This window comes from Pseudomonas sp. SMV7, assembly GCF_052041995.1.
Lineage (GTDB): Bacteria > Pseudomonadota > Gammaproteobacteria > Pseudomonadales > Pseudomonadaceae > Aquipseudomonas.
In genome coordinates, this window is record NZ_JBKGGT010000006.1 from 153265 (window position 1) to 174123 (window position 20859).

The 20859-nt window shown below is 60.3% G+C and carries 19 protein-coding genes and 1 pseudogene; 16 read left to right on the plus strand and 4 right to left on the minus strand.

What is annotated here, in order from left to right:
- Positions 1-179: 179 nt before the first annotated feature.
- Positions 180-1088: a LysR family transcriptional regulator gene (locus ACLEJP_RS09880; RefSeq protein ID WP_440805993.1), complete on the minus strand. Its 909-nt coding sequence runs from the start codon at positions 1086-1088 to the stop codon at positions 180-182.
- A 278-nt stretch (positions 1089-1366) separates the two neighbouring features.
- On the opposite strand from ACLEJP_RS09880, the gene ACLEJP_RS09885 reads away from it, so the two are divergent.
- The 4 genes from ACLEJP_RS09885 (at position 1367) to ACLEJP_RS09900 (ending at position 4973) form a co-directional block, all read left to right on the plus strand.
- On the plus strand, positions 1367-2353 hold the full coding sequence (locus ACLEJP_RS09885; protein WP_406819131.1) for an aldo/keto reductase: 987 nt from the start codon (positions 1367-1369) through the stop codon (positions 2351-2353).
- Between the two features lie 225 nt (positions 2354-2578).
- A complete protein-coding gene (locus ACLEJP_RS09890; RefSeq protein ID WP_440806252.1) occupies positions 2579-3565 on the plus strand; it encodes an aldo/keto reductase in 987 nt (328 codons plus the stop codon).
- 37 nt (positions 3566-3602) lie between these two features.
- On the plus strand, positions 3603-4403 hold the full coding sequence (locus ACLEJP_RS09895) for a carboxymuconolactone decarboxylase family protein (protein ID WP_440805994.1): 801 nt from the start codon (positions 3603-3605) through the stop codon (positions 4401-4403).
- A 213-nt stretch (positions 4404-4616) separates the two neighbouring features.
- On the plus strand, positions 4617-4973 hold the full coding sequence (locus ACLEJP_RS09900) for a hypothetical protein (RefSeq protein ID WP_440805996.1): 357 nt from the start codon (positions 4617-4619) through the stop codon (positions 4971-4973).
- A gap of 43 nt (positions 4974-5016) precedes the next feature.
- Here the strand turns inward: ACLEJP_RS09900 and ACLEJP_RS09905 are convergent, their stop codons facing one another.
- Entirely contained in the window at positions 5017-5871 is an 855-nt protein-coding gene (locus ACLEJP_RS09905; protein WP_440805997.1) for a LysR family transcriptional regulator, read from the minus strand.
- A 74-nt stretch (positions 5872-5945) separates the two neighbouring features.
- Here ACLEJP_RS09905 and ACLEJP_RS09910 point away from each other — a divergent pair, with 74 nt between their 5' ends.
- The 3 genes from ACLEJP_RS09910 (at position 5946) to ACLEJP_RS09920 (ending at position 8772) form a co-directional block, all read left to right on the plus strand.
- Positions 5946-6869, plus strand: coding sequence for a DMT family transporter (locus ACLEJP_RS09910; protein ID WP_440805999.1), 924 nt, complete (start codon positions 5946-5948; stop codon positions 6867-6869).
- A 142-nt stretch (positions 6870-7011) separates the two neighbouring features.
- Positions 7012-7749, plus strand: a complete 738-nt coding sequence (locus tag ACLEJP_RS09915) for an SDR family oxidoreductase (protein ID WP_289132888.1) — start codon at positions 7012-7014, stop codon at positions 7747-7749.
- A 123-nt stretch (positions 7750-7872) separates the two neighbouring features.
- Entirely contained in the window at positions 7873-8772 is a 900-nt protein-coding gene (locus ACLEJP_RS09920; protein ID WP_440806002.1) for a helix-turn-helix domain-containing protein, read from the plus strand.
- Between the two features lie 36 nt (positions 8773-8808).
- On the opposite strand, the gene ACLEJP_RS09925 is transcribed toward ACLEJP_RS09920, so the two are convergent.
- Both ACLEJP_RS09925 and ACLEJP_RS09930 read right to left on the minus strand, forming a co-directional pair.
- A complete protein-coding gene (locus tag ACLEJP_RS09925) occupies positions 8809-9570 on the minus strand; it encodes an SDR family NAD(P)-dependent oxidoreductase (RefSeq protein WP_440806004.1) in 762 nt (253 codons plus the stop codon).
- A gap of 112 nt (positions 9571-9682) precedes the next feature.
- Complete coding sequence (locus tag ACLEJP_RS09930) at positions 9683-10609, minus strand: LysR family transcriptional regulator (RefSeq protein ID WP_440806006.1); 927 nt, start codon at positions 10607-10609, stop codon at positions 9683-9685.
- 100 nt (positions 10610-10709) lie between these two features.
- On the opposite strand from ACLEJP_RS09930, the gene ACLEJP_RS09935 reads away from it, so the two are divergent.
- From ACLEJP_RS09935 to ACLEJP_RS09975, 9 genes and pseudogenes are all read left to right on the plus strand, one after another.
- Complete coding sequence (locus ACLEJP_RS09935) at positions 10710-11462, plus strand: SDR family NAD(P)-dependent oxidoreductase (RefSeq protein ID WP_440806008.1); 753 nt, start codon at positions 10710-10712, stop codon at positions 11460-11462.
- A gap of 147 nt (positions 11463-11609) precedes the next feature.
- Positions 11610-12887, plus strand: coding sequence for a bifunctional O-acetylhomoserine aminocarboxypropyltransferase/cysteine synthase (locus ACLEJP_RS09940; protein WP_440806011.1), 1278 nt, complete (start codon positions 11610-11612; stop codon positions 12885-12887).
- Between the two features lie 63 nt (positions 12888-12950).
- Complete coding sequence (locus ACLEJP_RS09945; protein ID WP_440806012.1) at positions 12951-13715, plus strand: hypothetical protein; 765 nt, start codon at positions 12951-12953, stop codon at positions 13713-13715.
- Positions 13716-13859: 144 nt separating this feature from the next.
- Positions 13860-17078, plus strand: coding sequence for a T6SS effector BTH_I2691 family protein (locus ACLEJP_RS09950; protein ID WP_440806015.1), 3219 nt, complete (start codon positions 13860-13862; stop codon positions 17076-17078).
- A complete protein-coding gene (locus ACLEJP_RS09955) occupies positions 17075-17887 on the plus strand; it encodes a DUF6708 domain-containing protein (RefSeq protein ID WP_440806018.1) in 813 nt (270 codons plus the stop codon). The genes ACLEJP_RS09950 and ACLEJP_RS09955 overlap by 4 nt, the downstream gene beginning before the upstream one ends.
- Positions 17884-18033, plus strand: a pseudogene (locus ACLEJP_RS09960) (PAAR domain-containing protein); the annotation flags it as partial. The gene ACLEJP_RS09955 and the pseudogene ACLEJP_RS09960, both read left to right, overlap by 4 nt.
- A 234-nt stretch (positions 18034-18267) precedes the next feature.
- Positions 18268-19104 (plus strand): DUF6708 domain-containing protein, encoded by an 837-nt coding sequence (locus tag ACLEJP_RS09965; RefSeq protein ID WP_440806020.1) that lies wholly within the window; start codon positions 18268-18270, stop codon positions 19102-19104.
- 130 nt (positions 19105-19234) lie between these two features.
- Positions 19235-20050 (plus strand): DUF6708 domain-containing protein, encoded by an 816-nt coding sequence (locus ACLEJP_RS09970; protein WP_440806022.1) that lies wholly within the window; start codon positions 19235-19237, stop codon positions 20048-20050.
- Positions 20047-20850 carry a hypothetical protein gene (locus ACLEJP_RS09975; RefSeq protein ID WP_440806025.1) on the plus strand — a complete coding sequence of 268 codons (804 nt, stop codon included), beginning with the start codon at positions 20047-20049 and terminating at the stop codon, positions 20848-20850. The genes ACLEJP_RS09970 and ACLEJP_RS09975 overlap by 4 nt, the downstream gene beginning before the upstream one ends.
- The last annotated feature ends 9 nt before the right edge of the window (positions 20851-20859 follow it).

A 20859-nucleotide genomic window follows, 5' to 3' on the forward strand; every position in this document is an offset into this window, starting at 1 on the left:
TACCACGGTATTGAAAACCGTTGAGCAGAACCTACGCCTGGGCTGCACCTGTTGGGCGGCTCGATTGGCCTCTGCGAACAGCCGCTTTCGACCCAAAGCAGACGTTGCTGGACGACTGCTCTCGGCCACAAGCGGACGTCTATCTCTGTACAACGGAAATGACTCGTGCAGACACGCGTTTAGTAACCAAGCGGTTTGATTTCTCGGATGTACTCAATCAGAAGCTTCAGCCCCATCGGCAGTTGCCGGCGACTTGAATAATAGATGTGGAATCCTTCTTCTAGCGGGGCCCATTCATTCAGCACCAGGCGAAGCCGCCCAGCGTTCACATAAGGCGCAACCAAAGGCTCCGGGAAATACATCAAGCCTGCCCCTCCCAGCACGGCGACCAAACCGGTCTCCGCGTGATCGACCGTCACGGAGGTCGGCACGGCGATCTGCAGCGCCTCTCCATCGCGTTCCAACTCCCATCGATAGACCCGGTCGTCGCCCAGACGGTTGCTGATGCAACGATGGTTAAGCAGATCGTCCGGGTGTTCAGGGGTGCCATTGCGCTCCAGATATTCAGGAGACGCCGCAATCACCCAACGGATATCGGCCGACAGCCGCCGCGCTACCATATCCTCAGGCACCGTGCCGCCATAACGAATGCCGGCATCAAAACCCGCGTCGGTCACGTCAACCAGGCGGTTGCTGGCCACGATATCGAGTTCGACGTCGGGATAGCGGTCCATGAAGCCGGGCAGGATCGGCGCAAGGAGCAGATTGGCCGCCTCGACAGCTGCATTGACTCGAATCCGTCCGCTAGGGGTGTCGCGAAACCGGTTGAGCGTTTCCAACGCCTCATCGATAGCTTCGAGCGGCTGACCGATCGCTTCGATGAGCGCCTCCCCTGCCGTTGTCAGCGTAACGCTCTTGGTCGTCCGGTTGAGCAGTCGGACCCCAAGCCTGCTTTCCAGCCCCTTCAGCGCGTGGCTCAGTGCCGATGCGCTAACGCCAATCTCGGTAGCCGCGCGGCTGAAGCTGCGATGGCGGGCAATGGCCCGAAAGTAGATCAGATCGGCAACATCAGCACGATGGCTTTGCATAAAGGCCTTCCAAATCGAGGGGGCTAGCTTGGCGCTCCAATCAGGATATCGCTGTGACGATTTCCCGGAGACCGACGCGATACCGGTCCAGCAAGCCAAAGCCCGTGAATCGGTGAACCATTAAACCGCCTCATTTCAACTTCTGCTCATGAGAATTCCTCACAAGTCCGTGAAAGGACAACCCGCTAATTCAGTCCCCTGACGCGCGCTATCGTTGCTCACCTGCGCCGACCGGAGCAATCCGCCCGACAGGCGCCATCACGTCACGGAGCATGTGCATGGACTACACGCATCTCGGCCGAACAGGTCTCAAGGTCAGCCGCCTGTGCCTGGGCACCATGAATTTCGGCGACGTCTCCAACGAGACGACGAGCCATCGCATCCTCGACGAAGCGGTCGAGGCAGGCATCAACTTCATTGATACGGCCGACGTCTATGGGACGGAACAATCGCCGAACATCCCGCAAGGCTCTGGCCTGTCCGAGAAAATCATCGGCCGGTGGCTTGAACAGGGAGGCCGCCGTGATCGCATCGTCCTGGCCACCAAGCTTTATCAACCCATGGGACCGGGTCCGAACGATCGGCGGTTGTCGGCCTACCACATCCGCAAAGCATGCGAGGACAGCCTGCGTCGGCTGAAGACGGACCACATCGATGTTTACCAGATGCACCACATCGACCGTCACACGCCCTGGGAAGAGATCTGGCAAGCCATGGAGATTCTCGTCCAGCAGGGCAAGGTCCTCTATATCGGCAGCAGCAATTTTGCTGGCTGGGATATTGCTACAGCGCAGTCGATGGCCAGTGCCCGCAACTTCCTTGGGCTGGTGGCAGAGCAAAGCCTTTACAACCTGGCAGCCCGGACGGTGGAGCTGGAGGTGATTCCCGCCTGCAGACATTTCGGGCTCGGTCTCATTCCGTGGAGTCCTCTAGCCGGCGGCCTGCTGGGCGGTGTTCTGAAAAAAGCCACCAGCGGCCGGCGCGCAAGACCCGCGTTCACGAGCCTCATCGAACAACATCGGGAGCAGTTGGAAGCATTCGAAAGCCTCTGTGAGGACCTGGGCGAGGCTCCCGCGGATATCGCGCTGGCCTGGCTGCTGCGCAACCCCGTGGTCACCGCCCCGCTGATTGGCCCCCGCACTGTGGAGCAACTCCAGGACGCGCTGCGTGCGACGACGATCACGCTGTCAGAAGACACCGTGCGTTGCCTGGAAGAAATTTGGCCGGGCCCCGGCGGAGAAGCGCCTCAGGCCTACGCCTGGTAGCCCTTCTTCCACCCACATGCCACGGGGACCCTTCAGCTTATGAGTAAGAACATTTCCGGCACGTACTCCTCTGACGATTCGGTGTCCATGGATCGTCGCCATTTCATCGTTACCGGATCCAGCTTGCTGCTGGCGGCAAGCGCGCTCTGGAGGCCTGAAAATGCCTTGGCACAAACGATAAGTACCGGGGGCGGCAGCGCTGGAGTTCCCGTTGAGGAGCAGATCATGGGCATGCGTAGACTCGGCTCGCTGGAAGTCTCCTGCATGGGGCTTGGATGCCTGCCGATGGTGGGCTATTACGGCGGAGGTCCGCGCGACCGCAAAGCGATGGTTTCGCTCATCCGCGCCGCTTTCGAACAGGGAGTCACGTTCTTCGATACCGCCGAGGTCTACGGCCCCTACCTCAGTGAAGAGTTCGTCGGCGAAGCCTTGGGCCCCATCCGCGACCAGGTGGTGATCGCTAGCAAGTTCGGCTTCGGCGTCGAGGAAGGCCGACCCACAGCGCTCAATAGCCGCCCTGACCATATCCGCCGGGCCGTAGACGGTTCGTTGAAACGCCTGAAGACGGACCGAATCGATCTTCTATACCAGCATCGCCCCGATCCCAGCGTGCCGATCGAGGAGGTAGCGGGTACAGTGAAGGAGCTGATCCAGGCGGGCAAGGTTACGCACTGGGGCCTTTCAGAGGCCAGTGCCACTACCATCCGCCGAGCCCACGCAGTGCTCCCTGTGACTGCCGTTCAGAGCGAATACGCCATGTGGTGGCGGGAGCCGGAAAGCCGGATATTTCCGACGCTGGAGGAGCTGGGAATTGGCTTTGTTCCCTACTGCCCAACTGCTCGGAGCTTTCTTGCCGGTGCAGTCAACCCAAGCCAGCGTTACGACAAGACCGATCGCCGCCATAACCTGCCGCGTTTCCAGCCCGAAGCCCTGGCAGCCAACATGCCGCTTCTACATTTCGCACGGGACTGGGCTCGGCGCAAGAACACTACTTCCGCTCAGTTCGCCCTCGCCTGGGTCATGGCGCAGCGACCGTGGATCGTACCGATCCCTGGCACCACGCAATATCCGCACCTGGTCGAAAACGTCGGGGCAGCAAGTGTCCAACTGACCGCCGACGAGTTGCAGGAGATCGATGCGGGTCTGTCTCGGATCGCCCTGCATGGCGGCCGCGCCGACCCGTTCACCGAAAGCCAGTTTGATCGCAGCTAGGCGTTGAAAGAATCTGGAACGGATGGAGAAGGTCACGATGAGCAGTAATACGACGCTGAGCAGGCTGACTAATCTGCGCGGGACTGTCCGCATTCTTGGGATTGCTCTGGGCCTGGCTGCCGCCCTGGACGCCACGACACCGACATTAGCAGTACAGGAGAACCATCACATGGCTGAACACGACCAACCAACCCTCCCTGGCGAGACGCTCGACAATCGCCAGCAAAGCATTGTCCCCATAGCAGCCCTCGCGGCAGCGGGCGATATCCCAGGTCTGAACGGTGCGATTAATCGGGGACTGGATGCCGGACTGACCATCAGCGAAGCACGCGAGGTACTGGTGCAGTTGTACGCCTACGCGGGTTTCCCCCGCAGTCTGAATGCCCTGGGCGAGTTGATGAAGGTGGTGCAGGCTCGCAAACAACAAGGAATCGTGGACCAACCGGGGCGCGAACCCAGCAAATCGATTCCCAAAGGGGATGAGTTGCTGGCGGCGGGCATTGCAAACCAAACCAGATTGTCCGGTGGACCTGTCGAAGGTGCGTTATTCGACTTTGCTCCGGTTGCCAATGAATACCTGCGCGCTCACCTCTTTGGCGACATATTCGAACGCGACAATCTGGATTGGCAAAGCCGGGAAATCGCCACCGTCGCGATGCTTTCTGCGCTGGAAGGCGTGACGCCGCAACTGCAGGCTCATATACGCATCGCGATGAACACGGGGGTTACGCCTCAGCAACTTCGCCAGCTGAGCCAACTGCTGGGCGAACACGTCAGCGCCGACGTTTCGCGGCGTGCAAGCGATGCGCTGGAGCTGCATATGGCAGCAGGGCAATAGCTGCGCCCACGTCGTTCCAAGCCGAGAAGATGAGTGGAGTCTTCGCTCCGTTCACTTCTGACCTGGGGCTGTCGTCTGCGAAGGGCCGCTATGGGTCGAAAGCGAACAGTCGCAAAGAAAAGGCCAGCGATTTTACGGCTTCGCTATCCATGGCCGACTAATTGCTGCAGCCTACTTCCAGACGCTGAACAACCGCCCCAGGAGCTGTGGTAAATGGAAGAAATGGAAAAAATCGTCGCTCCAGGCGGCAGATTCGAAGTCAGGGTCGCCGCCTGGGAAGCGCGCAACAGCCAATGGGTGTATGTGCCCTCGCTCCTTGATACGCAAACCCAAGCGCTCATTTTTGCATTCACCAACCCGCATTGGTCCATGGATCAGGCCACCTGGCGCAGTGATGCGACGGTTCATTTCGTGCTTCGAAAATTTCCGGGCGATCACCTTCCCGCGACACTGGAGCTCTTGGTGAATTGCGCCAACCAGACTGCGGCCGTGGGGGGCGCCGAATTCAGGCTTGCCGAGATCGAGCAGGCACTGGAGGCCGCATTCGAGAAAAAACCCAGTGCGCCCTGAGGATCGATCGGTCAATCCATCGGCCTTGCTCACGCCCCCTTGTCTACAACCGAAACGATTGCCGCATCGCCCGCGCCAGCAAAGTCACGGCGGCGTCCCCACCTGATGCCGGGCTGCGCACGAACAGGATGTCGTGGTCGGGAATGGCCGGCAGCCCCTCGAGGATCTGCATGCGCTCGGTGACCTTGGCCCGGTCGATCACGCTGATGGCCAAGCCGGCCTCCACGCAGGCTTTGACGGCCTGGTTGGAGTGGCTTTCAAGGATGATGCGCGAGCGGCGTCCCGAGGCCTTGAGTGATTCGACCATGGCCTCACGGTAGGGGCATTGCAAGGCATGGGCAGCCAGCGGCAACGGGTCGTGAAGTACCGCTGCCGCATTCATCGGCCCGACCCAGACCGGCGTGGTCGACAGCAGTCGCTCGGCCTCGGGCCCGAGCGTGCCTTCGACCTGGGCGATGACCGCTGCCTGCAATTTGCCGCGCCGGACCAGCTCCCTCAGGGCATGGCTCGGCCCGGTCCTGAGTTCGAGCACCACATTCGGCCAGGCCGCGCTGAACATCGGCAAGATATCGCGAATCACATGGGCCGCGTATTCGTCAGGGACACCGAGCGTGATACGCCCGGCCAGATCCGGCCCGTGCAGCTCTGCCAGCACCTGATCGTGGGTGCGTAACAGCTCGGCGGTCGAGCTCAGCAGCCGCCGACCCAGGGCCGTCAACGATATGGACTGGTTGTCGCGATTGAGCAACCTGCCGCCGGCGACGGTCTCCAGGCGTTGAATGTGAACGCTGACCGCCGCCGGGCTCTTATGCAGCTGCTCGGCCGCAGCGCTGAACTTGCCGATGCGCACCACGGCATGGAAGGTACGCAGGAGGTCGATATCGAGCGTGGTCGCCATGATTCAATATCCGTAAAGAACTGCTGCACATATTTTTGATTTATCAGATTAGCCCGATTTCGTAGTGTCGGGGTATGAACCAGCACCTGCCGACCCCGCCCCCCACGCCGACCCGTCGCCCCTGGCAGCGGGCCTTGCCGCTGCCCTTGCTTGAAGCCGGGCTGCTGCTGACCTGGAGTTCCGGGTTCATCGGCGCACGCTTTTCCATCGATCATGCCCCCGCCCTGCTGGTGGTGTTCTGGCGCTGCCTCGTGGTGAGCCTGCTGTTGTTCCCGTTCGTCTGGCGCGCCCTGCGCCATACGCCGTTTGCCGTGTTGCTGAGCCACGCGGGCATCGGCCTGCTGGCCATGGCGGGCTACCTGACCGGCGTGACGCAGGGGATTGCCCTGGGTGTGCCCGCCGGCCTCGCCGCGTTATGCGCCGACCTGTTGCCTCTGGGCATGGCGCTGCTCGCAGCGCTGGTGCTGGGCGAGCGCCTGCCGCTGCAGGTGTGGCTCGGCCTGATTGTCGGGCTGCTGGGGGTGCTGTGGGTGACCCACGATGCGCTGATGCTGGGCACGGCACCGCTGTGGGCCTATGGCCTGCCCGTGGCCGGCATGTGCTCGCTGGCGGTCGCCACGTTGTGGCAACAACGCAGCACGGTACAGGCCATGGGCCTGTTGCCGAACCTCTGGCTGCAGTGTTTCGTCTCCAGTTTCGCCTTCGCCGCCATCGAAGGCAGCCAACGCAGCCTGGCACCGGTTGCCAGCGCAGGCTTTGCATTGAGCGTGTCGTGGACCGCAGTCCTGTCGACGCTGGGCGGCTATGGGTTGTACTGGGTCTGCCTGCGCAGGTCCTCGGCCACCCGCGTCGCCAGCGTGCTGTACCTCAGCCCACCGATCACCCTGCTCTGGGCCTGGGCGATGTTCGATGAGCCGTTGTCCTGGCCGATGGCAGCGGGGATGGCGCTATCGGCGGTCGGTATCTGCCTGGTGGTACGCGCCGAGGCCCGCAGATGAGATCCCGGTTGGGCAACCCCTGCAGGATCGTGCATGCCATTCGCAGGATTGGCCTAATCCTGACCCAGCCCAGGCTTTTACTCTTGTTTCACCACCTGCTTATCGACAAGGGCTTCTTCAGCCACGAACAGGAGTGAGAAAAATGCACGGCATTGAACAAAAAGTCATCGTGATTACCGGCGCCAGCAGTGGTATCGGCGAAGCGACTGCGCGCCTGCTCGCCAGCCAAGGCGCACGTGTGGTGCTGGGCGCCCGCCGCACCGACCGCCTGGAAGCACTGGCCAGGGAGATTCGTTCAGCGGGCGGTATTGCTGATGCCCTGGCGCTGGATGTCACCCGCCTGGATGACATGCAGTCGTTCATCGACTTCGCCGTCGAACTGCATGGCCGCGTCGATGTGCTGATCAACAACGCCGGCGTCATGCCGCTGTCCAAGCTCGAAGCGCTCAAGGTCGATGAGTGGAACCGGATGATCGATGTCAACATTCGCGGCGTACTGCACGGCATTGCCGCGACCCTGCCGCTCATGCAACAACAGCGGGCCGGACAGATCATCAATATCGCCTCCATCGGTGCCTACGCCGTCAGCCCTACCGCTGCGGTGTACTGCGCCACCAAATATGCCGTACGGGCCATTTCCGAGGGCTTGCGCCAGGAGGTGGGCGGTGACATCCGGGTCACCGTCATTGCTCCGGGCGTCACCGAGTCCGAACTGGCCGACAGCATTTCCGATGAGGGCGGGCGTGCCGAGATGCGCGAGTTCCGCAAGATCGCGATTCCCGCCTCGGCGATTGCCCGGGCGATCGCCTACGCCGTGGAACAGCCTGCGGATGTCGATGTCAGCGAACTGATCGTGCGCCCGACCGCAAGTCCATTCTGAGTAACCGGACGACAGCGAGGAAAGCAGATAGAGCAGGCCGGAATGGAGACATTCCGGCTTTTTTGGGGTCGATGTCCCTGGAATAGTTTTTCCAAACGGCCAGCAAGAGAGGCGACGCTACCCATGAACGTCATCGAGCGGACTTCTGCCCATGGTCTGGAGGCGTATATCCGTGGGCAGCGGCTTGCCGCCTCGGATGTTCTGGCCGATCGCGACATGCTGGTGCAGATCTTCAACCGTGAGCGCGAACAAGGTGACTTCATCGTCCCTGCGGTAGCCGAGCCCCTGCTGGTATGGGTCATCTCTGGCAACGCTACCGTGGAGGAACGCGAGCTTGGCGCCGAGTGGCAAAGCAGCCGGGTGGCCAGGGGTGATTTCTTCCTGACGACCTCGGCACAACCTTACGAAATGCGCTGGAAAGTGGACGGCGCAGACCCCTTCGAAGTGATGCACATCTACCTCGGCATTCCGCTGCTGGAGAAAGCCATTCAGGAGGTGTTGGGCGGCGTTGTGCAAGCGCTTCGCCTGCGTGAAGTCTCGGGCGGGCGCGATGAAGGCTTGTCCGTTCTGCTGCAACACGTGCAGCGGGAACTGACCGGGCAACGGCCCAGCCCGCTTTATCTGCAAGGGTTGGCCCAGTGCATCGCCGTTCACCTTGCGCGCAACTACCTGGACAACTCAGCGGACGATATCGCGCGCCGCAATGCCCTCCCCGCTTACAAGCTACGCCGCGTGTTGTCGGCAATGGAAGCCAACCTGGCCGGGGAATTCCAGCTCGGGCAGCTGGCCGAGATAGCCGGAATGAGCGCGTACCACTTCAGCCGGCTGTTCAAGAAGGCGGCGGGCTACTCGCCGTCACAGTTCTTTATCCGGCTGAGGATGGCAAGGGCGCGGCAACTGCTTGTGGAAACGGACCGGAGCGTCATTGATATAGGGCTTGAGGTTGGCTACAGCAGCCCCAGCCATTTTTCCCAGGTGTTCAAACGAGAGGTTGGCGTTACGCCCACTCAATACCGCCAGTAGCGAGTGGGCAACACCATTCGCAGGTTCCGGCGCGCATCACCCCACCGCGACGCTCATGCCGCCGTCGGCCATGACCACCGAACCGACAATGAAGCTGGCGCGCTCCGATGCCAGGAAGGCGACGATTTCGGCGATTTCCTGCGGTGCTGCCGCCCGGCCGATAGGCGCAGACTTGCCGTGCTCCTGCAAGAACCCGCGACCGTCTTCCATGAAATGATTCAACAGATTGGTCACCACGTCACCCACGCCAATGGCGTTGACCCGGATGCCATGTTCGATCGCCTCCAGCGCCTGGGTGCGGGTCAATTGCGCCAGTGCGCCCTTGGACGCGGTGTAGGCCGCAATACCGGGGAAGGCGAAATAGGAGGCGTAGGAGGCAATGTTCACGATCGCCCCACTCTTGTTCTTGAGCATTTCCTTCATCGCTTCCCGGGAATGCAGGAACGCCCCCGTCACGTTGGTCTGCATCTGCCATTCCCAGTCTTCGCGGGTCATCTCGAGCAGCGGCTTGTACAGAATGCGACCGGCGTTGTTGACCAGCACGTCCAGCTTGCCAAAGCTGTCGACCGCCAGCGCCACTGCCTGCTCGGCAGCACCGTCGGCCGTGATGTCAGCGACAAACGGAACAAGGCCAGCACGCTCGAGTGCGTTGACTGCGGGGTCGATGTCCTCGGCGATCACCTTCGCACCGCGAGCATGAAGGAGTTCGGCGGTGGCTTTGCCGATGCCGCTGGCCGCACCGGTGACCAGCACTACCTTGCCTGCCACTTCGTTTGGGGTTGGGGTGAAGTCGGTCATTTTCTCGTCTCCAAGTCAGGAATTGGTTGCCGCTTTCGACGGTGCCAATTTCTCTCTTTTTGACGTGGGCCTCCTTGGCGACCTTGCTCTGCCTATCGGGGTTTTGCTTCTTTCAATCGAAGCAACCCTGCCAACGCCACGTCGGGTCTGACAGGTGCTCATGGAAGAAATCAGACAGCGCGCTGATTTTCGCCGGGCGCGGGCGTGCCGAGGGGGTCACGAAATACAGGCCGCCGCGGGTCATGCTCCACGCTGGGAGTATTCTCTCCAGTCGGCCATCGGCCAGGTATTCGCTGGCAATGAACTCAGGCAACTCGGCAATGGCCAGCCCTTCGAGCAGCACCGGGAGCATGGCATCGGCATTGGTCACCCGCAGCGGTCCGTTGGGCAACACATCTTCTTCCGCGCCTGACGCGTCGGTGAAACGCCACACCTGGGTACGCGCCCGGTAGGCATAACTGAGGCAGGCGGCATTCGCCAGCTCCCTCGGGTGCTGCGGGCGGCCATGTCGTTCCAGGTAAGCGGGCGAAGCCACCAGCAGCTGGGTAACGGCGCACAGGCGTCTGGCGACCAGCGACGAGTCAGGCAACGCCGCGATACGCAAGGCCGCGTCGAACCCCTCCGCAATCAGGTCCACCGACGCATCGGACAGGTGCAGGTCGATGGACAGCTCGGGGTACTGGCGAATCAGTTTCGGCAGCAATGGCGCCACCCAGCGCAGCCCGAACGACATCGGGACCGCCAGCCGCACCTGGCCGCGTGGCTGCACCGACAAAGCCATGGCCTGGCCTTCTGCTTCCTCGGCCTGACGGTAGATATCCCCCGCCCTGCCGGCCACGCTGTGACCGAATTCGGTGAGCGACAATTGCCGCGACGTCCGGTTGAACAGGCGCCCGCCCAGGCGCTGTTCAAGACGCGCGACCGCCCGCGACACCGTCGGCACGGAGACGCCCATGACACGCGCCGCTGCGGCGAAGGAACCTTCCTCGGCGACCTTGGCGAACATGGCCAAGCCTTCGAAATCGGGGAGTTTGCTCATTTCATTTCTGCAACGGTAGGTTTCAAACAATTCTATTTTGAATTACCCGTGACGTCGATACGCTTCTCCCATCGCAACCCACACCCCTATGGAGAAGCAAATGAAGCGCAAACTTGAAGGCAAAATCGCAATCGTCACCGGCGGCACCAGCGGCATCGGCCTGGCCACTGCCAAGCTGTTCGCCAGCGAAGGCGCCACCCTGTACATCACCGGCCGCCGTCAGGCAGAACTGGATGCCGCCGTGGCGCAGATCGGCAATGCCACCGGCGTGCAGGTCGACTCCGCGAAGCAGGAGCAACTGGCTGCGTTCTATCAGCAGGTACAACGCGAACAGGGCCGCATCGACGTCCTGTTCGCCAACGCCGGTGGCGGCTCGATGTTGCCCCTGGGCGAGATCACCGAGGCGCACTACCACGATACGTTCGACCGCAACGTCAAAGGCACCCTGTTCACCGTGCAACTGGCGCTGCCGCTGCTGGCAGCGCAGGCCTCGGTGATTCTCACCGGCTCCACCGCTGCCAGCTCCGGCACCGCCGCCTTCAGCGTATACGCGGCGTCCAAGGCCGCCGTGCGTGCCTTCGCTCGCAACTGGATCCTCGACCTGAAGGACCGCAATGTGCGCGTCAACACCATCAGCCCGGGCGCCACCCGCACCCCTGGCCTGGTCGAGCTCGCCGGCCCTGATGCCGCGCAACAGCAAGGCCTGCTCGATTACCTGGCCTCGCAGATTCCCCTCGGCCGGGTTGGCGAGCCGGAAGAAATCGCCAAGGCCGCGCTGTTCCTGGCTTCCAGTGATGCCAGCTTCGTCAACGGCGCCGAACTGTTCGTCGATGGCGGCCAGGCTCAAATCTGACCGAGTATCGAAGCAGCCCCACTGGGGCTGCTCCGCCATCCGCCACTGCCTGGGCCAAGCGCCGTGGCAATTACCCACTCACCCTTGACCCACACCCGCCCCGCGCCACATGCTCGCTCGCTCCACCCACGCTCAAGGAACGATTGCATGAAGCTGGAAACCCTCGCCATCCACGCAGGCTTCAGCCACGACCCGGCCACCCGGGCCGTGGCCGTGCCGATCTACCAGACCACCTCGTTCGCCTTCGACGATACCCAGCACGGCGCCGACCTGTTCGACCTGAAGGTGGCCGGCAACATCTACTCGCGCATCATGAACCCTACCAACGACGTGCTCGAACAGCGCATGGCGGCGCTCGAGGGCGGGGTCGGTGCGCTGGCGGTGGCCTCGGGCATGGCGGCCATCACCTACGCCATCCAGACCGTCGCCGAGGCGGGTGACAATATCGTCTCGGTGGCCAAGCTGTACGGCGGCACCTACAACCTGCTGGCGCACACCCTGCCGCGCATGGGCATCCACACCCGCTTCGCCGCGCATGACGACATCGCCGCCCTGGAAGCACTGATCGATGAGCGCACCAAGGCGGTGTTCTGCGAGTCCATCGGCAACCCGGCCGGCAACATCGTCGACATCGCCGCGCTGGCCGAAGCCGCCCACCGTCATGGCGTGCCGCTGATCGTCGACAACACCGTGGCCACCCCGGTACTGTGCCGGCCGTTCGAGCATGGGGCGGACATTGTCGTGCACTCGCTGACCAAGTACATCGGCGGCCATGGCACCAGCATCGGCGGTATCGTCATCGACTCGGGCAAGTTCCCCTGGGCCGAACACAAGGCGCGTTTCGCCCTGCTCAACACGCCCGACCCGTCCTACCACGGCGTCACCTACACCGAAGCCTTCGGCCCGGCCGCATTCATTGGCCGCTGCCGCGTGGTGCCGCTGCGCAACACCGGCGCCGCGCTGTCGCCGTTCAACGCCTTCCTGATCCTGCAAGGCCTGGAAACCCTGGCCCTGCGCATGGAGCGCCACACCGAGAACGCGCTCAAGGTCGCCCGCTACCTGCAGGCCCACGAGCAGGTCGCCTGGGTGAAGTACGCCGGCCTGCCCGACCACCCCGAGCATGCCTTGGCGCAGCGCTACACCGACGGCAAGCCGGCGGCGATCCTGTCGTTCGGCATCAAGGGCGGCCAGGCGGCCGGGGCGCGCTTCATCGATGCGCTGCAACTGGTGGTGCGCCTGGTGAACATCGGCGATGCCAAGTCACTGGCCTGCCACCCCGCCTCCACCACCCACCGCCAGCTCAACGACGAAGAGCTGGAAAAAGCCGGCGTGCCGCGCGACATGGTGCGCCTGTCGATCGGCATCGAGCACAGCGACGACATCATCGCCGACCTGGCCCAGGCCCTGGAGGCCAGCCGCGGTTGACTTTCCGCGCCCCACCCAATGCCGACGGCGGGCGCACCTCGTGCAAAAGCGGATTCCCTTGCAATGACCCTGTTCTACCTGAAACTGATGGTTACCCCGCTGCTGATGTGGGCCATTTCCCTCGCCTCGCGGCGCTGGGGTGGTCTGCTGGGCGGGTTGCTGTCCGGCCTGCCGGTGACCTCGGCACTGGTAATGACTTTCCTGTGCCTGGAACAAGGCACGGCCTTCGCCCTGGGCGCAGTGCCCGGCGCGCTGGGCGGCCTGGCCGCGGTGCAGGCCACCTACACGTTCTACCTGTTCGCCACGCGCCGGCTCGGCATCGCCCCGGCCGTGTTGCTGGCAATCCTGTTCTACGGTCTGGCTGCCTATGCATTTACCCACTGGGGCAGCCTGTACTTGTCCATCGGCGTGGCGCTGCTGCTGATCGGCGTATTGATACGCGCCAGCGGCCGCGAACCGAAACCGGACACCCTGGCCCGCACCCGGCATCGCTACTGGGAGATCCCCCTGCGCATGGTGTCGGCAACCGCGCTGCTGATGCTCACCACCCGCCTGGCCAGCTGGCTGGGGCCGGCGACCAGCGGGATGCTGGCGCCGATTCCGGTCATTGCCTGGCCGCTGGTGGTGTTTGCCCATGTGCAGCATGGCCGCGCCGGGATGGCGGCGATGGTGCGCGGCAATGCGATTGGTGCGGTGGGGGTGATTGCATTCTATCTGGTGATCGCGGGGCTGCTGGAGGCCTGGGGTGTTGCCATTGCCATCAGCCTGGCCATGGTTTGTGCCGTGGGGCTGACCATCGGGTTGGCGGCTGCGTTGCGACGGCGTTGAGCCATCAGCCACGCCTGCCTGAGCGGCATCCATCACTCAGAGAAGTTTCCTACAAGCTTTTAGGAAGGCCAAAGCCTCTCTGGAAAGCGATTCCCCGTTAGTGTTCAGAGGCCGACAAGGCCCTGGCCAACACGAGGATCGCCCGTGAACATCAGTCAACGCATCGCCATCGCCGCAGCCGAAGCCGGCCTGCCGCACGACCAGTGCATGTCCTGTGAGCGCCAGGGCCTGCCAATCCTGCCGCTGCGCCGCGCGCTGGTGCCAGACACCCGCCCCGAGTGTCTCGTCACCGTGGCGGATAACCTGCATATCTCGACCAGGATCGGCTTGCGCACCTTGCGCATGGGCTACCTGTACGTGCTGCTCGATCAGCAGGTCTGGCAGGCCTATGCCGTCAGCGCCCAGGGCCACCTGCGCCGCTTCAACCCGTACGAGCCACCGGATGGCCCGCCAAGGCCACTGCCGGAAAAGTGCGTGCATGACGACCACGACATTCCCTCGGCCTTCCTCAACCTCGACACCGAGCGATACAGCAGCGCCTGGCTGGCCTTTTCCAGCGACGCCTGGCCGGTCAGTGTGCTGAACGCCTACAAGCGGGGGCAGGCTCCGGCGCAGCGCTTCGAAGGGCTGGACCTGACCCAGGCGCGCAAGCATCCCGAGCTGCTGGGCATCGCCATGACGCCGGACAACTTGCAGGTCGACAAGCAGGTGTTCGAGTACGCCCAGCAGGCGTGTTCACCGTTCGACAGTGCGCACGGTTTCCATAGCCGCTGGCTGCGCCGGTTCGCCCTGCGTGGCTACCTGATCAATGCGATCAACCGCCACCAGCTGGAAAACGGCGTGCTGGCCGTGGTGCTCGACGACACCGTCGGGCTGATCCAGGAATACAACCAGCAACGCCTGAACTGGGTCGTGAAGCGCCAGGCCTGGCGCGAAGAGCCGATGCGGGCCTATCAGTTGCAGACCTCGCAGATCCTGCAGATCATTCGTGCCACCAACCGGGAGCGGGCCGCGCAGGAAGTGCCGTCGCTGGAACCGCTGACCGGTGATGCCCCGCCGGTGTTCACCGACCCGGCAGTCGCGCGACAACAGTTGGTCGAGCGCAAGCAGCAGGAGAGTGACGAGCGGCTTGAACAACGCTACCACGAACCGCAGCGCGCGGCGTTCCAGGCGGCTTACGACCAGCAGGAAGGCGAGTTTCAGCGTTACATCGACCAGGACGCGCAGGCGTACGTTGCCTTGTTCGATACGCCCATGTTCCAGGTGATCGAGGCATACGACTACGACGGTAACGACCGTGAGTCCGGCGTGGCGTATGCCAAGACCCTGGCGCTGTGCCTGGGCGGAGGCGTTACCGAAGCCATGGTGCCGACCACCGAGCCGCGTATTCCCGCCGCCGGAACCAGCGAGGCCCTCTGGCAGAAATGGCTGCAGGACCCTGACAGCCCACCCTACCGCGCCTTGCTGATGCGCGACCGGGCATTGCTGGCCGGGCTGCTGCCGAGCTTTGCCGCGGATGGAGGCATCAGCTGGAATGACAGTGACAAGCTCTACAGCATACTGAGCAAGATCATCGCCAGTGACGACGCCGGCTTGCGCCTGCGCAATACCCTCAAGCAGGCCATCGCCGAAACGCAAAGCGCGCTCAACGCGGCCAGTCAGCGGCTGGCGCCCTGCCTGTCGCCTGGCATTCAGAAAGCCGTGCGGCATCTGAACAGCGCCACGCAGTATCTCTACAACGGCGTGCAGCTGATCGAGCTGGAAGTGAAGATGAAGCTGGGCGAGTACTACGCCCTGCAGAGCCAGCACCTGCGGGAAATGCAGCACAAGGCCAATGCCTCCATCGCCGCGGCGCGGGACCGGATGCAGCGCAACCTTGACGATTTCGAGTTTGGCTCGATGAAGTCGATGCGTAAGGTGCGGCCGATCATCCAGCACGGGCTGATGAGCCTGGCCGTGCTCGACCCGCGCTTCACCCACACGATGATCAGCGTGACGGTGTGGGTCGAGGGCAAGGCCGAGGACGTGCATGGGCGGTTGTTCAAGGAAGCCAGCATGGGCGTGAACCAGGCGAGCAGCTTGGCGCAGCTTGCCCTGGTGGATATCTCGGTGGCGGCGGGGACCTTGGAAAGCGATGCGCGCAGGTTGTTGCAAGGGATGAAGATCACCTCGCAGCAGGCGGCGCGATTGGTAAGGACCGGTTTTTCCGGGTTGCGCGGGGTGGCTGGGAGCTGGGAAGTGCTGTTGGCGATAGGCGGGTTGTATCTGCAGCAGGACAGCCTGGGCCGGAATCAGGAAAAGGCGGAAGAGGAAATTGGGCCCAAGGCGCATGAGGCCAAGTTGGCGTTACAGGGATCCCAGTTGGGCGTGTTGGGAGGGAGTATCGAACTGGTTGGGCTCATTTTGAGATCAAGCGCTGGCCCACTGAATTTGGCGCGGGCAAAGGGTGTTGCAGTCACAGGGGAGGCCTTGATAAGGCTTGGTGCTTTGGTGAGCTCGATTGCAGGGGGCTTCGATACGGCCCAAGCAATCAATGCCATGAGACGCACTGCCGCTGCGGGTGATGATGTCGCGTACTATCAATATTTATTTTCGGTCGTTTTGTATGCCGCTGGCACTGTCGCATTCGGAGTCGCAGTATTCATTCCCCTGGTTTTTGGCCCGCTGGGAATCGGGATAATCGTTACGCTTGCTGCTTATCAATTAAGCAAGTACGCCCAGAAAAATGAATCGACTGATCTGGAGCGTTGGATAAGGCGATGCTACTTTGGAAAAGCAAACGAAAAAACGATTATTCATTGGAATGCTCCACAATATGCAGATATCGCTTTTGCCGAACTCAATGCCGCCACGCTAGGTGTTCAAGCGAAGTTGAATTTTGAGTCGCGCTTAGCAACTGAGCCGGGCCTTCCGAAAATTGGTGGTCTGGTTAGTGTTGAAAGCGTTAGCAATCTAAAGTTTTTCATCGCTTTGCCTAGGTATGATCAGCAGCATTCGGGATATCGCTGGAAATTGATTGTTCATCGTTACGGTGACGGCAATCATCCCGATTACGTTGGTGGAGAAACTATTGCTTCGGGAGATTTTTTTGCAAGCTCTGAAGAGTCTCTATCGCCGTCCTCCTCGTTTTCGAGTTTTGCATCGCCACGGATCCCTGATTACGACCGAAAACATTCAATTATCGAAACACAAAAACCTTATTCTTCTGGGCTTTGCCAGTTAGAAATTTCAGGCTCGATATCGCTCATGCCGGCCATAGGGCAACATACAATTCTGGCAGCTACGCTTTTGGTAATGTATTGGCCGGATCGGAGCCTGCCGAGTGGATACGTTGAGGTGTGTACCAGGGAGATTCACGAATGAAACGTGAGGGTAAAATTTTGTGGGAACGTGCCTTAGGATGGAGTCATGACCTCCCCGCGGTGGACTCAGTGCCTGAGTGGCGAAAAGTGTGGGCGAGCATCAAGCCAGCGCCCAACTATTTCGATAATGTGTACCTCGAACTGCCACGAAATACCATCATTCTTCGAGGTGTTGTATTTTTACTTGGCCTTCCGGGTTTGCTTTTTGTTCTAGGAATAACACTTTATTTTTATTGGAATCTTCTGAATGACGGTTGGCAGCGCGATTGGCTGATAAATATATCAGTGTTATTTCCTCCGGCATTTTTGTGGGCTTTGGCTCCCTATGTCAGGCTTGATTTGGTTATGCCTAGGGATGAACCTATTCGCTTCAATAGGCTTCGCCAGAAAATATATATTTATGAGTTCAAACATGACCGCATATTCATCTTCAGTCGCAAACGCTGGGGCGTAAAACCAGTCGCCTACAACTGGGACGACGTAACCGCCGAAGTCTACCGAGTCTACGCCCCCGGCCACGGTGGTCTGATCGAAAATGTCATGCTGTCGGTCCGCAACCCGGAAACCAACGAAGTCATCGACCGCGTGTTCTTCGCTCATGACCTCTACCGTGGCGAAGCTTACTGGGCCATCGCCCGGCTGTTCATGCAACAAGGCCCTGAAGCCTTGCCGAAGTTCGTCCACCCACCCCGTGACTGGAACGACGACGATGGCCTGAGCCACATGCACTGCCTGGCGCCAAAGGTTCTTTGGCCGGAAGACATCGACCGTGAATCCCGTACTGCCCCGTCTGAAGGAGAGACGCGATGAAACCCGTAATCCTCGTAGGCCATCGGCATGTCTGCCCGCTGCATGGCACCAACCCGGTAGAAAGCGGCAGTTCCGCGTACACCTTCAATGGCAAGCCGGTTGCCAGAGTGGGAAACCGCACCACGTGTGGCGCTGTACTAGTATCAAGTTTTACGCCGCCGAGGTTTCCGGATTACAAACCTGACTTTAATCTAAGCAAGACCAAACAAGCCTATTCCGACACCGCTATAAGTGGATCGCATTGAGCATATCGGGTGCGGTAGAGCTTTTTCCTATTTGGGAAGACAGACGATAAGGCCGGCAACTTTACTGATTGCATATTGGCCGGACAGAAGCATATCAGGTGCACGACTTGAAACGTTTGCGCGGGAGGTGAATGAGTGAAAGATCAGCATAGGGTATTATGCGAGAGAGCACTGGGTTGGAGCTACGATTTACCCCATGTTGAGGAAGCGCCACTTCCCCTGTTTGGCGCAGAAAGAATTTCGCCGCCTCCAAATCATTATGACGAAATATATCTAGAGCTATCACGAGCCACAATTAGCCTGCGAGGATTGGGCGTTTTGTTAGGTGGTGCCGCGCTGATTTTAGGTGGTGTAATGAAACTGTTTCTATTTTGGCTGATGTTTTTTAATGATTGGCAAGGCGACTGGATAACGAAGGTTTTTCTTTTACTCTGCCTCCCAGCTGTAGTGTGGGCGCTATTACCGTACGTAAAGCTGGATCTGGTGCTCCCCAGAGATGAACCGATTCGTTTCAATCGGCTGCGTCGGAAGATCTATATTTATCAGTACCGATTTCACCGCTTTTTCGTCTTTAGCCGCAAACACTGGGGCGTCAAACCGGTCGCTTACAACTGGGAAGACGTAACAGCTGAAGTCTACCGAGTATACGTTCCCGGCCACGGTGGCCTGATCGAAAACGTCATGCTGTCGATCCGCAACCCAGAGACCAAAGAAGTCATCGACCGCGTATTCTTCACTCACGACCTCTACCGCGGCGAAACCTACTGGGCCATCGCCCGGCTGTTCATGCAGCAAGGCCCTGAAGCGCTGCCGAAGTTCGTCCACCCACCCCGTGACTGGAACGACGACGATGGCTTGAGCCACATGCACTGCTTAGCGCCAAAAGTTCATTGGCCAGAGGATATTGACTGTGAATCCCGTACTGCCCCGTCTGGGCCTTCAGGATCGAGTTGTACGGCCCCAACCAAGTAGGAAACGGTAGCTCTGGAAGTGCCTACCATGGCAGGGCGTTTCATACCTTTTCGCAGCAACACTGCTGACAATGTATTGGCCGGGTTAAATATTGAAACTGCGTATACTGAAGTGCATATCCGGAGGAAACATGTCGCATAAGCCAAGCGTGTTAATGGGCCGAGCGCCAAGCTGGAGCTACGATCTACCGAGCATTAACGAAGCCCCCGTATCCGACCTTATTCTGGACAGCGTCAACCCGCCTCCCAATCATGTCAATGGCGTGTACATGGAGTTACCTCGTTCCACTGTACTTCTACGCGGCGTATTGGCTTTGCTTGGTGTTCCAATGCTGTTTTTCTTGTTTGGTATAGCGGCACGAGTGTACTGGAGCCTCATTGATTACGGCCATACTTTCGATTGGATGATGGTGATAATTTCAATATTCGGCCCTCTAATTTGCATATGGGTCGTCAGCGCATTTGTCAGGCTAGATTTAACACTTCCGCGGGACGAGCCAATACGTTTCAATCGCTTACGCCGAAAAATCTATGTATATCAGTTCAGATACCACTACCTGTATCTGCTCAGCCGTAAACACTGGGGCGTTAAACCGGTCGCCTACGACTGGGACGACATAACCGCAGAAGTCTACAGAGTCTACGCCCCCGGTCACGGTGGGCTTATTGAAAACGTCATGCTTTCGGTCCGTAACCCGGAAACCGACGAAGTCACCGACCGCGTGCTCTTCACCGACGACCTTCACCGAGGCGAAGCCTACTGGGCCATTGCGCGATTGTTCATGCAGCAAGGACCCGAAGCCTTGCCGGCATTCGTCCACCCACCCCGTGACTGGAACGACGACGATGGCCTGAGCCGCATGCATTGCCTGGCACCAAAAGTTCACTGGCCGGAAGACATAGACCGTGAATCCCGTACTGCCCCGTCTGAGGTAGAGGTTCGATGATCGTGCCGCGGTTGGGCAGCCTTACTGTACGCCTGCCCAGCCAATCATTCCCTGCGTTGGTCCAGCCCTACGGCAGGCTGCTCGACGCTCTGCCTGCCATCATCAGCCAGGCCATCATCCGCCTGACCATCGTCGCCCTCCTCTTCGTTCATCAGCGGGTCGTCATCAGGGTCGGGGATGGTCGATCGATCAGGGTCAACTGCCGGATCGGAAGCCCGGTCATCTCTTGGGATATACCTGATGATGCAGACATAGCGTTCGCAGAACTGAATGCCGCCACGATTGGCGTGCATGCAGCGGTTCATTTCGAATCCAAGCGCTTAAGCGACCCGACCGCTCCCAAAATTGGTGGACCGGTCAGCCTGGAGCTAGAGCACAAACTAAAATTTCACATCATATTGCCCAAATACGATGATGAATGCTCGGCCTCTCGCTGCCCCCTGTCAGTACATCGTTATGGTGATGGAACCTTCCCCGATTTTATTGACGGAGAAACTCTCGCACTTGATGAATGCCGACCAATTCAAGTTGAAGCCCTTGCCGAGAGGGAGACATTTCACGGCTTTTCGCAGCCAAAGTGGCCTGACTATAAAGATAAAATTTCAGTGAAAAAAAAGCGACGGTCATATGACCTAGATGAGCCGCACCTGTCTTGGCTAGAGTTCACTGGAACGGTGGAGCTAATTCCGAGTATTGGGTCGCACTCCATAAGAGCGGCGACACTACTGATATGTTACTGGTCAGATAAGAGACTCCCAGATGCCTATGTCGAGATCTGCGTAAAGGAAGCCAATGAATGAAAGCCAAAC